We start from the raw sequence: 13,030 nt of genomic DNA, 5'->3' as shown, positions 1-13,030 counted from the left end.
GCGGAGGGGTGGGGCACGGCGTTTCCTGACGGGGAGCGGAGCGGGGCCCGGCGGCCGGGGCGGGGCCGGGGAGAGCGCCCACAGTCTGCCCGCCCACGGGAAGCAGCCCAAATGTCCCGCGCGCCCCGCCCCTCCTCCCCGTCAGTCCAGGATCTCGACGTATCCGTCCGTTCCGTGCACGCGGATGCGCTGTCCGTCCCGGATCAGCCGGGTGGCCCGGTCCACGCCGACGACGGCGGGCAGGCCGTACTCGCGGGCGATCACCGCCCCATGGGTCATCAGGCCGCCCACCTCCGTCACCAGCCCCGCGACGCCGAGGAACAGCGGGGACCAGCTGGGGTCGGTGAACCGCGTGACCAGGATGTCGCCCTCTTCCAGCTCGGCGTCGGCCAGGTCGAGAATGACGCGCGCCCGCCCCTCGACGCTCCCGGTGGAGACCGCGAGACCGGCCAGTGCGCCCTCCGGTACGTCGTCACGCCGGTACGACCCGGTGACGGCCTCGCCGTCCGAGGTCAGCACCCGGGGCGGGGTGAGCGCCCCGTACGACCGGAACGCTTCCTTGCGCCGCGCGATGAGCCGGTCGTCGGCCCGGCGCGAACGGACGACGTCCTCCAGCTCCTGGAAGGTGAGGTGGAAGACGTCCTCCCGCTCGGCGAGCACACCGTCCCGCACGAGCCGTCCGGCCTCCTCCAGCAGGGCCTGCTTGTAGAGGAAATAGCGGCAGACGATGCCGTACTTCGGGTACTCCCGGTATCCGGCGAAGGCCCGTACCTGGTCGATCATCCGCTTGGTCTCGTCGGCCTTCCGCTCCCCGTCCGGCAGGGCCCGCAGCCGGGTCAGCACGTCCTGCTCGGTCCGGAGCGCCCGCAACCGGCCCTGCTCGAAGCGGCGTTCGGCGGCACCTGGCCCGAAGTTCCGGACGTTGTCGAGGATCAGCGGGACCAGGGTGGCGGGGTGCTCGCTCCATCGGGGGCGCGTGATGTCGATCTCGGCGACGCAGCGCATGCCGTAGCGGGCGAGATACGTCCCGATCGCCTCGCGTGCCGCACTGCCGCCGGGCAGTTTCAGGAGCCCGTCCAGGAAACCGTCGCCGTGGGCGTCGTCCTGGACGCCGTTCAGGAACGCCACCACCTCAGGGTGCGGGCGGATCGCGTCGGCCACGTCGAGCAGGTCGAGACCCATCTCGGACGTGATGTTGCCCGGGGCGGAGAGCGTGAGCGCGTCAGCCGCGTTCTTCTCGCCCAGCCACTCCCCCAGCTTGTCGTTGAGCCACCACGTGGCCTCCATCCCCGCCATGATCGCCCGCATGCTCAGCGGGTCGCTGAGCACGCGCTTGTGCTCCTCGAAGGCCTCCGCCAGGAAGTCGAACAGCTCCGGACCGCTCTTCGTCCGGATGTCGCGTTCCAGGGCGGCCACGGACGTCTCACTGCGTTCGACCAGCTCCGCGACGACGGCAGGATCGGCCTCCGTCACCGACGCCTCAGGAGCGCCGTCGGCCGGAGGGCCGACGGGGCCCGCGTCCGGAACCGGCAGATCGAACTCGCCCCGCTCCAGCACCGTTTCCAGAGCGTCCCGGACCAGCGGATCGCCCTTCCCCATCACGTCCAGGAGGGCGGCGCGGGACGCGGGCGAGGCGAGCCGCGGGGTGACATCGACGAACAGCCGCCCGCCGGCCTCGTGCATCGGCACCATGGCGGTGCGCTGCCACATGGACCAGCCCAGCGGATTCATGGCGTCGGTCATCATCTGCTGATGGCCGACGGAGACGTAGACGCTCGGGGTCCGCCCGCCGGCAGCCTCCGGAACGGGTACAGGGTCGGGGACGGGGAACAGCGTCGTGATCGGCCGGCTCTGCACGATCCGGAAGCCGTCGTCGTTCAGGCACCACTCGATGTCCTGCGGACACCCGAAGTGGGCCTCGATCCGCCGCCCGAGACGTACGAGTTCCACGGCCTGCGCATCGGTCAGCGCCGGGCGCTCCCGCTGCCCCGCTTCGACCGTCACCTCCCGCGTACCACCACCCGGCAGGGCGTGAACGGCACGCTCCTTGACGGCGATCGTCCTGGCGATGACCTCGCCGTCCCGCACGGTGAGGACGTCGGGGTTCACCAGCCCGGAGACCAGCGCCTCGCCGAGCCCGAACCCGGCGTCCACGGTGGCGGTCCGCCGGTGGCCCGTGACGGGGTCGGCGGTGAACAGGACCCCGGACGCGTCCGGGAGGACCATGCGCTGGACGACCACGGCCATCCGGACCGTACGGTCGTCGATCCCGTTGCGCCGCCGGTAGACCACCGCCCGCTCGGTGAACAGCGAGGCCCAGCACCGGCTGACGTGCCGGAGGACCTCCGCGGGCCCCACGACGTTCAGGTACGTGTCCTGCTGCCCGGCGAACGAGGCCGTCGGCAGGTCCTCCGCCGTGGCGCTGGACCGTACGGCGTACGCGGCCTCCTCGCCGAGCCGGGCGACCGCCCCGATGATCCCGGCCGCGAGATCGTCGGGGATCACGGCCTCCTCGACGGCCCGCCGGACCTTCGCACTCAGTGCCCGGACCGCCTCCCGGTCGTCCGGGTCGGCGCCCGCCAGCCGGTCGAGCAGCGCGTCGACCTCCGGAGCCCGCGCCACGACCCGCCGGAAGGCGTCCGTCGTCACGCAGAAGCCGTCCGGCACCCGGACTCCGTCGACCCGGGAGAGCGCACCGAGATGGGCCCCTTTCCCGCCGACGAGCCCGGCCCGATCCTCGTCGACCTCGCCGAGACCCAGCACGTACGGCCCGCTCACACCACTCCCTTCGTCGAACCTCTTGTCGCGCACGTCGTCATTCCCGGTGTCTTCCGCAGGCTGTGGCATAGGCGGACATTCTGCGGCCTACCCGGGGCCTTGCGGCAAGACCCCCTGTGCGCTATACGTTGAGCATGGCGAGGAGAGGTGTCTCCTCGCCTTTGTGCTGCGCACGGGCTTCTTGCGCCCTCCGGCGGCTACTGCTGACCGCCGGCCGGGGCCCCGTTGGGCGGCTGTCCCCCCGGTCCTCCGCCGAACCCGTGACCGGCCTCGGCATGAACTATGAGCCCGCTGAGGAATCCACGCGCTCAGGCCGGTGCGTAGTCGGCGAGCGAAGGCTCCAACAGGCCGAAGGCGGCGTCCGCCTCGGCGGTGACGACGGCGGAGATCCGGGCGTTGTCCTCCCCCGCGAGGGTGAGTTCCTGGATGCGCTGGAACAGGGTGCGGTGCACGGCGCCGAGCAGGGCGGCCGCGGTGCGGGGCGTGATGTCGCCGCGCGGGGTGCCGGTGGCGTCGGCCAAGGCGTCCGCCAGGGCGGCCTCCCGCAGATCGTGCAGGTCGCGCAGGCGGGCGGAGAGGGTCGGGCTGTCGGCGATCATGCCGGCGAAGGCGGGGCCGGAGAACCCGGCGACCGGGTTGGCGGCCTCGGCCGCCTCGACGAAGGCGCCGCGCAGGGCCGCGAGGGCCGACGTACCGGGCCGGCGGCCAACGAGCGTACCGGCGAGGGAGGCGATGAAGGCGTCCTGGTGGTCCAGGGCCAGATCCTCCTTGCGCGGGAAGTAGTTGGTGACCGTCTTCTTCGCCACGCGGGCGGCGGCGGCGATGTCGGCGATGGTCGTCTGCTCGAAGCCCTGAGAGAGGAACAGGCCGGTGGCGACGTCGGAGATGAGTCGGCGGGTCTGCTGCTTCTTGGATTCTCGCAGGCCAGGAGGGGATGCGGACGAGTTGGCGTCAGTAGTCATGGGGCAATCTTACATCCGTAGCATTTTTATGTTGACACCCTTGATACCTTCGAACTAAGTTTATGCCCATGGTAAGTTTCCTCTCCGGCGACGGGGACGGAACCACGACGGAACCGACGAACGGACGGGTACCTCCATGCTCGAAGCTCGCCCTGTCACCCTCCCCGCACGACTCGCGCCCGGCACGATCAGCGCGGCCCTGACCGGCCGGGAGAACCGCACGCCGGCGCCTCTCGCCGACCAGCGGCGCGCCGCCCGCACCCTTCCCGTGCCCGCCCTACGGGTCCCGGTGAAGGCCCGCAACCTGCCGCGCCGCTCCGGCTACTGACCAGCAGTCACCCCCTGCTGCGCGTAGGACCCTTCCGTAAGCCCATGAGGAGAGACACCTTGCAGATCACCGCCTCCACCGCCTCGCTCACCGTCGACGACGTCGCCGCGTCCCAGCGGTTCTTCACCGCGCACCTCGGTTACGCCGAGCAGGCGGCTGCCGAGGGGTTCGCCTCCCTGACGCGCGACGACGCCGCCCTGGACATCGTCCTGCTGGCCCGGGGCACCGAAGTGCTGCCGGCCGACCAGCGCGATCAGCGCGCCTCGGGCCTGATCCTCGCCTTCACGACCACCGGCCTGGAGGCCGAGGAGAAGCGGCTGCGCTCCGAGGGCGTCGAGATCACCATGCCGCTGCGCGAGGAGCCCTGGGGCGAACGCCTCTTCCAGGTCACCGACCCCAACGGCGTGATCGTCCAGTTCGTCGAGTGGGTCACGCCGTCCGCGACCGAGGACGCCTGAGCGCCGCCGCCGTGACGCGTACGAAGTTCTGCGGGTTGTCCAGCATGATGTTGTGGCCGCAGTCCGGGACCGGGGCGACGGACACTCCGGCCCGGGTGAGTGCGTCGGCGCCCGGGAGGGGCCGTCGGCCTCGGGCAGCAGATAGGTGCGGGGGACTTTCAGGTCCACCAGCAGCTCGCGCATGGTGGGGACCGTCCCCCGTACCGGCACCGCGACCTCGGTGAAGCAGGCGGGCGACGTGGCCCCCGGACCGTGTACGTAGAAACGGGCCGGCTCCTCACCCGACAGCTCCACCCAGCGGACCCGGGCACCCGCCCGCCGTCACCGTGGTCGCCCGCACGGTCCGCCCTCGTCCCCGGCCGATGGAGTTCCGCTTCCCCGAAGGCCGCCAGCACTGAGCACGACACCGCATCCACAGCCGAGGCCCCGTCCGAGGCCCCATCGTGATGCACGGGTGCACAACCCTGGATGGATGCCGGGTGTCTGTAAAGCGCTGGAGGACGATCCTCCGGCACCTTTCCGTACGGAGAATCGGGGATCAGGTGGGGAAGCAGGTCTGGAGAGCCGTCATGGCCGGTGGTGCGGCGGCGGTGTTCACGGCCGTGGCCGCGGCGCCGGCCGGCGCGGCCGAGGGTGGCGCCTCGTTCAGCCGTATCCAGGTGAACAGCGGCAAGCCGATCGTGATCGGGACGACGAAGGAGGTCGCGGTGCCCGCGTCCTTCCGGATGACGACCACGAAGCCGTGGAAGGCACCGGGGTTGATATTCCTCCACCGCAACAAAGGGGAGGAGCAGCTGTGGCACTCGATCGAGACGAACGACTGCCCCAACCGGGTCGGCGTCTGCGACATCACGGAGACGATGTACTTCGACCCGAGCGTGTGGGACATGCGTAACAGCGAGGCCGGGGCCTGGCGGGTCGGCGCCCAGGTGCGCTTCAAGGACGGCAGCGGTGACACCGACGACAAGGGCATGGCGGTGTACGTCCAGCGCAACTCCCGCCTGACCGTCAACGCCTCGCCCGAACCGGTGGCCAAGGGCAAGACCATCACGGTGACCGGGAAGGTCACGCGGGCCAACTGGGAGACCAGGAAGTACGCCGCGTACGGAGGCCGCCACGTCAGCCTGCAGTTCAAGCCTTCCGGCTCCGCCTCCTACACGACGGTGAAGAAGGTGTACGCGGACGGCTCGGGCAACCTCAAGACGACCGTGAAGGCTTCCAAGACGGGTACGTGGCGCTGGGTGTACTACGGCAACACCACCACCGGGCCATCGAAGTCGTCCGGGGACAACGTCGTGGTGAAGTGAGGTCACGGCGTCGGGGCCGACCGCAGGCGCGGCGGGCCCCGGCCCCGGCCCCGGCGCCGTGCGTACACCGCCTAGGGTGGCCCCTCATGGAACACCCCACCGATGAACTGCCGTTGCTGGAGTTGCTGTGCGCCGCCGACGACGTGCGCGTCCCCGGCGAACTCGAGTCGTCAGGCCCTCACGAGAACGCCCCCGACGCGGTCGTGGACACCTACGTGATCGACGGCGGCCGTCTGCTGCTCACTCTCTGGCGCGGCCGACTGCACGAGGTGATCTACCAGACCCCGGCAGAGTCCGGAGAGGACGCGGCGCGGCGCAACGACCGGCTGTTCGCCCACTACGGACAGGGCGACGGCTGGAACGAGGTTCTCGACAACGGTTTCGGAAAGACCTATCGGGATACCGATCAGCGGCGTTACGCGCTGTGGAGCTACATGATGGACTTCACGACCTTCGGCACGATGGAATTCCATCAGGTCAAGTGGTAGCCGCTCCGCCCGTCTCGGAACCTGAGGACGAAGCGTGCGGCGGCTTCGGCGGGCGTGACCGACTGGCGGCGCCCCGGCACATCGTGGACGGCGGCCGCCCCCTCGGACCGGAGCCGGTCGGCACCCGCGTCACGGCTCATCACGGTCGCGTAGGCGCGGACGTCCGCCGCGGTGAGGTCCGCACGGCCCCGCTCGGCGTACTGCTGGAGGAGGTCGGCCACGTCCGGAGCGAACCGCAGGACGGTCACCGGGACGTCGAAGCGCCGGGCCAGGCCGATGAGCCGCTCCCGCGCCTGGGGGATGACGTTCGTCGACTCGGCGATCACGCTGAGCCCGGCGGCGAGCCGGGCGACGATCCGGCGGTCGCGCTCCTCGAAGATCCGCGCGTCGACCGCGTCCGCCGCGTCGGAGCCGGCCGGCTCGGCCACAGCACCGAACAGCTCCGCACGAATCCCGTCGCTGGACACCACGGCCTCCACGTCGACCTGCCGCCCCTCGACCAGCGCCCGGACGAAGCTCGTCCTGCCGGAGGCGGGCGGACCGACGAGGACGACGAGTCCGGCGGGAATCCGGATCGGCGGGGTGAGGTCATGGGCCGCCCGATCCGTCACGACCGCTCACCGCCCCGGGCCCCTGCTCTGCGCCGGCCGGCGGAGGCATCCAACCTTGGTCATTGCGGATCGCGGACCGCGTGCACCGCCTCCCGGACATCCGGGTGCGGGTCGTCGGCCAGGCCGTCCAGCAGGTCGGTGACGCCCGGAGTGGACCAGCGGGCGACCGCCCACACCAAGTCCTCCCGCACCCCGGGGTCGGGGTGGGCCGCGAGGCCCTTCAACCGGTCGACCGGGCCGCGCCGACGCATCCCGAACCAGTGCAGCGCCTCCCGCAGCGCGGCCGGGTCCCCGGGGTCCCCGGCGTCGACGCGGGCGAGCAGCACCTTCACGGGTGGCGGCGGCCCGTCCAACGGATGCGGCAACCGCTCACGCAGGCGCCGCGCCCCGTACCCGCCGCGCACGCGGCACCCGAAGCAGGTACAGGGGCGCACACCGTGTGCGTCGGGCAGGAACCGCCAGCCCACGACCTGCGGTGCGCTGCGGATGCGGTGCACCTCGCGCGGCCGGATCGCCCGGGGGACGAACACTTCCCATCCCCGCGGGTCGTCCAGCCCCGCGATACGGCGTACGGACTCGGCTGCCGAGACGGCGGCCTGGGCCCCGCGCGCCCGGTCGGTGTAGCGCCCGACCAACACGTCCTCGGCGTCATCGAGTCGCACGTGGACCGCCACGAGCCCGCCCCGGCTGCCGAACCGGGCGAGCTCGCGCAGCCATTGGTGGGTGAGGGTGTACGACGGCAGGACCGGGAAGCAGTAGACCCCGCGCACGCTGCCCTGCCCATGGCCGGCGGCGCGGATCCCGGACCGCCGGATGCGCGGCGCGTTCGCGGCCGAGGTCAGGTGCACGAACATCGCCATGACACGGATGTTAGTCACCCGCCCGGACCATCAGACAGCGTCGAAGGCCCCACCCCGAACGCCCGCGACGATCGGATCAATCCGTGACGGGCAGGCACTCGGCGAGCAGAGCGACGACGTCACGCCAGGCGCGCTGTGCGTGCCGTGCGTGGTAGCCGACGCCGGGACGCACGGTGTGGTCGACCGGTGGATGGTGAAAGGCGTGCAGGGCTCCGCCGTACACCACGAGCCGCCAGTCGACGCCCGCGGCCTCCATCTCTGCGGTGAAAGCGTCCCGTTGGGCGGGCGGCATGATCGGGTCTTCCGACCCGACCCCGGCCCATACCGGGCAGCGAATGCGTCCCGCCTCGCCCGGGCGGCCCGTGGTCAGTGCGTTGACCGTCCCGATCGCGCGCAGGTCGACGCCGTCACGACCGAGCTCCAGGGCGACAGCGCCGCCGGTGCCGTAGCCGACGACGGCGGTCCGGTCGGGGTCGGCCCGTGGTTCGGCACGCAACACGTCGAGCGCGGCGTGGCCGATCCCTCGCAGTCGGTCGGGGTCGGCGAGCAGCGGCATGCAGCGGGCCAGCATGTCGTCCGGGTCGCCCAAGTAGCGTCCGCCGTGCAGATCGAAGGCGAACGCAACGTACCCCAGCTCGGCCAGGGCCTCGGCCCGGCGGCGCTCGACGTCACTGAGCCCAACACCCTCGGGTCCGATCAGAACGGCGGGCCGACGCCCGGCACCGGCCGGGAGCGCGAGGTGTCCGATCATCGTCAGGTTGTCGGCCGGGTATGCGACCGTACGGGTCGTGATCGTCGTCATGCGCTGGACGGTAATGACTGCCGCGCCGGCTCGGCGTGATATTCGCCGTCGGCAGAGCAGCCGGTGGTCAAAGACTCTGCGCAATCCGTGGTGTCAAGCGGGACTGGGCAGGTCAGGCGCCAACGGGATACCGCTTCCCTGAAAGATCGGGGACAATCCCCGTGTGGTGAGTATGGGCGTCTCCGGCTTCGTGCCGACCTTCCTCGTCGGGCTCGAAGCCGTCCGCGAGAACCACGGACCACGCTTGGCGGCGCTTGGCGGGCGGCGCCTGACCGGGTACGCACTCGTGCGCTTCGTCGAGGACGGGGAGTGGTTCGCCGATTGCCCGGTGGTCCTGGACTTCGAGGGCGTGCGGGTCGAGATCTGTCACTGGAAATTCGATGAGCTGTCGATCAGCTGGGACACCGTCGACACGACAGCCGTGATCACTGGCTGGCAGGAGTCCGAGTTCACGCCGACGTGGTCCAGCACCGACGAACGGCTCGAACCGTTCGTCGGCCGGAAGCTCCGCGAAGTTTCTCTCCTTGAGTGGCGCCCGTCGGGCCAGGACCTGGCCGATGGCACCATCGCTGTCGAGTTCGCCTTCGACACGGGTCGCTTCTGTATCGCCAACGGCCTCGACGAGAACAGCATTGAAGTGCGGGATCCCCATCCAGATTTCGTGCGGCACCAGCTGATCCCATGAGGACCGGCTGAGCACGTTGCCTTCCGGATCCCCGGCTTCGAGGAGCCCGAGACGGTCCCCGCCGTGCGCGGCACGGCGGGGCATGCTGCTGCCCGGTTCCTCTGACGCGTCGAATTTCCGCCACGGCGGCGTCGAAGTCGTACTCCGGTACGTACGCGGCGGCGACGAAACCATCTGATCACCGAGCCATCGACCAGAGGTACCGAAAGGTACGACGTCGACAGGAGGGCCGGCATCCGGTCGCGCTCGACGCGAACGGCGTCGACTCTGCTCCGCCGGGCTCAGGTGCCGGGCCATCAGATTCCCAGGGCCCGCGCCGCCGCCTCCAGGCGCCGCCCCCGGCGACGCAGCGAGGCCAGGTGGAAGAGGAGCAGCCCCATCATGGCGAAGTCGCAGAGGGCCCACCCGTACGCGCCGTCGACGACGAAGATCACTCCGGCCGCGCCCCACAGCAGCGCGCCGCCGCCCAGCAACCACGGGGCCCCTCGATGGGAGGGGGAGGCCGGCCCTCGACGCATGCGCTTGACCATGTCGACCGCTGCCACGCGCTCGGCCGGATCGCTCGGCACCTCGCCCCGCTGGAGGCCGCGGCCCACCCGCAGACAGCGGCTCGCGCTGATCCCGAACCGCGCCGCGCGCCGCCGGTTCCACTGCCAGGCGCCACCAGCAGCGCCCGCGGCGAGCAGGGCTGCGGAGCCGGCGACGAACAGCCCGCGCGGAGCGTCCACGGATTCCGCGCCGAAGGCCGCTCCGGCCAAGAAGCCCGCCACCACGGCCGCCAGGAGAACGGCGAAGACGGTTCCCGGCACGCGCAGACGCTCCCTGCCGCCCTCCGCCTCCGCACCCGTACGCGTCCCCTTACCCGTACCAGCAGCAGCCCAAGGAGGCATGTCCCCTCCCCCGCCGCCCGTACCGAGTTCCACGCGGAACCCCTCAGACCTCTTGGGGGTGGCCGCCGTCGCCCTCTACGACGAGCCGGTCCGTGCCGGGCTCCTCCGCTCCCTCGACGACCGTCACGTCGACCGTGCCGTCGCCGGTGGTGTCGAACTGATAGAGATCCGCTCTGCCGTCGCCGGTCGTGTCCGTCATCCACACATCCGGCTTGCCGTCGCCGTTGGTGTCCGCGCTGAGGAGGAGGTGGTCCTCCTCACCCTGGGTCGGAGCCGCCTCATCCGTACCCGCATTGATGTCCGTGTTGGTGTCCATCGCAGCCGGTTGCCCCCGGGCAACGCTTCAAAACCGCTCGGGGCCACGCCTCCGGCCGGTACTTCGGCCGAGCTCGGAGGGCGGGAGGGAAGTTGCGGGCCGTGCGCGGGCCCAGGACCGGCCCGCCGGGCCTACTTCTTGTGCCACTCGGCAACCGGCAGACCATCGGGGACCTTGAGCTCGAACGCGCCGCCGATGGCCGTGTCCAGAGCGGAAGCCGGGTCGTTGCCGGCACCGAAGGCACTGATCGCCAGCAGTTCCTTGAGCTGTGCCCCGGTGCCGCGGAACGCCTTGGCCCCCTGCATCGCCGCCCGCGCCCCGTCCGCGTCCATCGGCTTGTTCATCCTCTCCAGCAGGTCCGGGGAGACCCAGCACTCCGGGATGCGGTCGAGATCCCACTCGGCGTACCAGTGCGTGTTGTTGAGCCAGTTGCGCGGGGGAACCTGACCGTCCACAGCCACCAGGTAGAAGGTGAACTTGATGTTGCCGAGAGAGCGCCAGTCCGCGACATTGGTGTGCTCGCTCGCCCTGCCCGCGGCCGCGTTGTCGTAGGTCGACGCGATCTCCTGGAAACCCGGGGGCGTATTCGGGTCGCTGCCGGTGTAGTGGCGGATCGTCCACCGCTTGGCCATCAGCGGCGCCGCCATCTTCCGGCGCACAGCCTTGACCTTCTGCAGTTGCTCGGAGGCGTCCTTGATGCTCCCGAGCATGTCGAAGTCGGCCTGTCCCTCACCGGCCGGGAACTGCTGGGACGTCATGTACTGCATGAGTTCCCAGGCGTCGTCCTCCGAATGCCCCGACTTCTTGAGCGCGGCGACGATCTGCTCGGGCGTCTTCGCCTCGCGCAGTTCCTCGTCCGCGGTCCGCTGGATGTGCACGGCCCCGGAGCCCTGGTGCGTACCGGCCGTGGGCGCGGCCTCGTGCCGGGGCTCTCCGTGCGCCTCCTGCCGCTCCCGGGCGATGGCGCGGGCGACGGCCGTGTTGCCCGCCGCCCGTGGGAGGTGGTGGTGCGGTCCCGCGAAGGTCTCGGTGCCCTCGAAACCCGCCGACCGCCCCTGCGGGCGCCGCTGCTCGGCCTCTTCCTTCTCGCTGCTGTGTGCGCGCACGGGCACTCATCCCTGGTCGTGGACTACACCTCGGACCACACCGTGCAGGGGAATGACAGTCCGGTGGAAGGGCCATGGGGGCAGACCGCGGGTAGCGCGAGTGCCCTCGGAGCCGTGGTCCGTGCCCGACCGACTTTCACCGCAAGGAGTCGTCGCGGAGCAGGTGCCTGGGCGAGGAAAAGCCGGTGTCAACGAAGATCAGGGCCGGCACCGCGGGCTCCACGCCTCTTCCCGGCGGCCCGGAGTCTCACCCCCGCGACGACTGCCGCCCCCGCCATGACGAGAGCAAGCCCGCGTCCCCCCTGAACGAGGAGTACGCCGGTCAGTACGGCGGCGATCAGGACGACGGCGAGCACGAACCGCTCGCCCCGCTTGCTCCTGATGCTGAACACCTGGGACATCCGCCTGTCGGGAGCGGCTTTCGCAACAGTGAGGACAGCGGTCAGCGGCGTCGCAGTACCCGACCGCCGGTCGCCCATCGGTACCCCATGCGGTCGTCTCCCCCTCCGGGCAGGCGCATGCGCCTCCCGGACCGGCCGGGACCACCGCCGCACCCGCTGAGCACGGACCGTACCCGCCGGGCGGGGGCGGAGCTCAGGCAGGTGCCGCATGACGCGGTGCACTTGGTCCACCGGGCGCACAGCAGGATGATCGCCGGCGGCGAGCCGGGCGCCGCCCTCGACGACTTCCGCGAAGCCCTGAGCCACCTGGGCGAGGCCACCTCATGAGTGTGGGCCCGGATCACGGATGATCCGGGCCCACACCGTCGTACGGATACCGCTCAGGCGTCTGTCAGCTCTGCGCGGGTGACAGCTACGCGTTCTGGTCGCCGCTCGGCTCGGCGGTCTCGGCCGCCTGGGTCTCGGCGCGCTCGCGCATCTTGCGGACCAGCTCCTGCTTCTTGTCCTCGGCGACCTTGCGGTCGGCGACGCGCGCGGAGCCCGCGCCCTGCTGGTCGGCGCGGGACAGCTTCTTGCGCTGTCCGCCCACGCCGAGAAGGTTGTTGCGGCTCTTGGCCATGGTGTTCTCCCCTACGGAAGGTGAAGTGAGTCAGGTGAAGGTGATCGGGGCCCGTCGCGCCGGGCCCCGGGCTGCGGCGGGGTGTGCTCACCCGCCGCGCTCTCACTCGTAGATCTGGAAGAACGAAGACATGCGGAAACCGTACCCCGCTCCCCGAGCGCCCCGCACCACGTTTTCCGGTCGGCCGGAGGTCTCGGGCGGCCCGGGGAGGGCTCAGGCCGTCGGGTCGACCGTCGCCTGGTGGGCCTCCGCCAGGTGCTCCTCGGCCTTGAGCCAGGGCAGGAACTGCGCCGAGCGCCGCCAGGCGCAGGTGGTGCAGGTCAGCCGGCGCGTCATGCCCGACTTCCTTACCTGCACGACGTGTTCACGGCCGTGCTGGTCCCATCTGCTGACCTTGCTGGTGGTGATCGACGGCATGG

The 13,030-nt window shown here is 71.1% G+C and carries 17 protein-coding genes and 1 pseudogene; 6 read left to right on the top strand and 12 right to left on the bottom strand.

What is annotated here, in order from left to right; translation table 11 throughout:
* Window positions 1–141 precede the first annotated feature (141 nt).
* Together rph and D3105_RS22575 are read right to left on the bottom strand one after the other, a co-directional pair.
* A complete protein-coding gene (gene rph / locus D3105_RS22580) occupies window positions 142–2,811 on the bottom strand; it encodes a rifamycin-inactivating phosphotransferase (RefSeq protein ID WP_118904883.1) in 2,670 nt (889 codons plus the stop codon).
* Window positions 2,812–3,086: 275 nt separating this feature from the next.
* Entirely contained in the window at window positions 3,087–3,740 is a 654-nt protein-coding gene (locus tag D3105_RS22575; RefSeq protein WP_118904882.1) for a TetR/AcrR family transcriptional regulator, read from the bottom strand.
* 136 nt (window positions 3,741–3,876) lie between these two features.
* Here D3105_RS22575 and D3105_RS22570 point away from each other — a divergent pair, with 136 nt between their 5' ends.
* Window positions 3,877–4,068, top strand: a complete 192-nt coding sequence (locus D3105_RS22570) for a hypothetical protein (RefSeq protein ID WP_118904881.1) — start codon at window positions 3,877–3,879, stop codon at window positions 4,066–4,068.
* 59 nt (window positions 4,069–4,127) lie between these two features.
* Window positions 4,128–4,526: a VOC family protein gene (locus tag D3105_RS22565; protein ID WP_118904880.1), complete on the top strand. Its 399-nt coding sequence runs from the start codon at window positions 4,128–4,130 to the stop codon at window positions 4,524–4,526.
* Here D3105_RS22565 and D3105_RS35450 read toward each other — a convergent pair.
* Window positions 4,498–4,727, bottom strand: a pseudogene (locus D3105_RS35450) (alpha/beta fold hydrolase); the annotation flags it as partial. The gene D3105_RS22565 and the pseudogene D3105_RS35450 overlap by 29 nt on opposite strands.
* Before the next feature lie 341 nt (window positions 4,728–5,068).
* Here D3105_RS35450 and D3105_RS22550 point away from each other — a divergent pair.
* Both D3105_RS22550 and D3105_RS22545 read left to right on the top strand, forming a co-directional pair.
* Window positions 5,069–5,833 carry a hypothetical protein gene (locus D3105_RS22550; RefSeq protein ID WP_165891061.1) on the top strand — a complete coding sequence of 255 codons (765 nt, stop codon included), beginning with the start codon at window positions 5,069–5,071 and terminating at the stop codon, window positions 5,831–5,833.
* An 86-nt stretch (window positions 5,834–5,919) separates the two neighbouring features.
* The gene (locus tag D3105_RS22545) at window positions 5,920–6,321 is read left to right on the top strand and encodes a hypothetical protein (protein ID WP_118904877.1); all 402 of its coding nucleotides are present in this window, start codon (window positions 5,920–5,922) and stop codon (window positions 6,319–6,321) included.
* Here the strand turns inward: D3105_RS22545 and D3105_RS22540 are convergent.
* The 3 genes from D3105_RS22540 to D3105_RS22530 form a co-directional block, all read right to left on the bottom strand.
* Complete coding sequence (locus D3105_RS22540) at window positions 6,306–6,932, bottom strand: ATP-binding protein (protein WP_240646992.1); 627 nt, start codon at window positions 6,930–6,932, stop codon at window positions 6,306–6,308. The genes D3105_RS22545 and D3105_RS22540 overlap by 16 nt on opposite strands.
* 59 nt (window positions 6,933–6,991) lie before the next feature.
* Window positions 6,992–7,792, bottom strand: coding sequence for a HEAT repeat domain-containing protein (locus D3105_RS22535; RefSeq protein ID WP_206272848.1), 801 nt, complete (start codon window positions 7,790–7,792; stop codon window positions 6,992–6,994).
* A gap of 76 nt (window positions 7,793–7,868) precedes the next feature.
* Window positions 7,869–8,594 (bottom strand): dienelactone hydrolase family protein, encoded by a 726-nt coding sequence (locus D3105_RS22530; RefSeq protein WP_118904876.1) that lies wholly within the window; start codon window positions 8,592–8,594, stop codon window positions 7,869–7,871.
* Between the two features lie 172 nt (window positions 8,595–8,766).
* Here D3105_RS22530 and D3105_RS22525 point away from each other — a divergent pair, with 172 nt between their 5' ends.
* The gene (locus D3105_RS22525) at window positions 8,767–9,279 is read left to right on the top strand and encodes a hypothetical protein (RefSeq protein ID WP_118904875.1); all 513 of its coding nucleotides are present in this window, start codon (window positions 8,767–8,769) and stop codon (window positions 9,277–9,279) included.
* Between the two features lie 296 nt (window positions 9,280–9,575).
* Here the strand turns inward: D3105_RS22525 and D3105_RS22520 are convergent, their stop codons facing one another.
* The 4 genes from D3105_RS22520 to D3105_RS22505 form a co-directional block, all read right to left on the bottom strand.
* Complete coding sequence (locus D3105_RS22520; protein WP_240646991.1) at window positions 9,576–10,088, bottom strand: hypothetical protein; 513 nt, start codon at window positions 10,086–10,088, stop codon at window positions 9,576–9,578.
* Between the two features lie 124 nt (window positions 10,089–10,212).
* Window positions 10,213–10,485 carry a hypothetical protein gene (locus D3105_RS22515; protein ID WP_118904874.1) on the bottom strand — a complete coding sequence of 91 codons (273 nt, stop codon included), beginning with the start codon at window positions 10,483–10,485 and terminating at the stop codon, window positions 10,213–10,215.
* Between the two features lie 131 nt (window positions 10,486–10,616).
* Window positions 10,617–11,591 (bottom strand): hypothetical protein, encoded by a 975-nt coding sequence (locus D3105_RS22510; protein WP_118904873.1) that lies wholly within the window; start codon window positions 11,589–11,591, stop codon window positions 10,617–10,619.
* A 188-nt stretch (window positions 11,592–11,779) separates the two neighbouring features.
* On the bottom strand, window positions 11,780–12,070 hold the full coding sequence (locus D3105_RS22505; protein ID WP_118904872.1) for a hypothetical protein: 291 nt from the start codon (window positions 12,068–12,070) through the stop codon (window positions 11,780–11,782).
* Between the two features lie 123 nt (window positions 12,071–12,193).
* Here D3105_RS22505 and D3105_RS35765 point away from each other — a divergent pair, with 123 nt between their 5' ends.
* The gene (locus D3105_RS35765) at window positions 12,194–12,319 is read left to right on the top strand and encodes a hypothetical protein (RefSeq protein WP_276311854.1); all 126 of its coding nucleotides are present in this window, start codon (window positions 12,194–12,196) and stop codon (window positions 12,317–12,319) included.
* A gap of 85 nt (window positions 12,320–12,404) precedes the next feature.
* Here the strand turns inward: D3105_RS35765 and D3105_RS22500 are convergent, their stop codons facing one another.
* Window positions 12,405–12,611 carry a DUF6243 family protein gene (locus tag D3105_RS22500; RefSeq protein ID WP_118904871.1) on the bottom strand — a complete coding sequence of 69 codons (207 nt, stop codon included), beginning with the start codon at window positions 12,609–12,611 and terminating at the stop codon, window positions 12,405–12,407.
* Between the two features lie 213 nt (window positions 12,612–12,824).
* Window positions 12,825–13,028 (bottom strand): hypothetical protein, encoded by a 204-nt coding sequence (locus D3105_RS22495; RefSeq protein WP_118904870.1) that lies wholly within the window; start codon window positions 13,026–13,028, stop codon window positions 12,825–12,827.
* Window positions 13,029–13,030: the final 2 nt, after the last annotated feature.

Origin of the sequence: Streptomyces globisporus (genome assembly GCF_003501885.1) — a bacterium.
In the GTDB taxonomy this organism is placed as follows: domain Bacteria; phylum Actinomycetota; class Actinomycetes; order Streptomycetales; family Streptomycetaceae; genus Streptomyces; species Streptomyces globisporus_D.
Note: the sequence above shows the minus strand (reverse complement) of the source record. Positions and strands in the feature narration are given on the sequence as shown.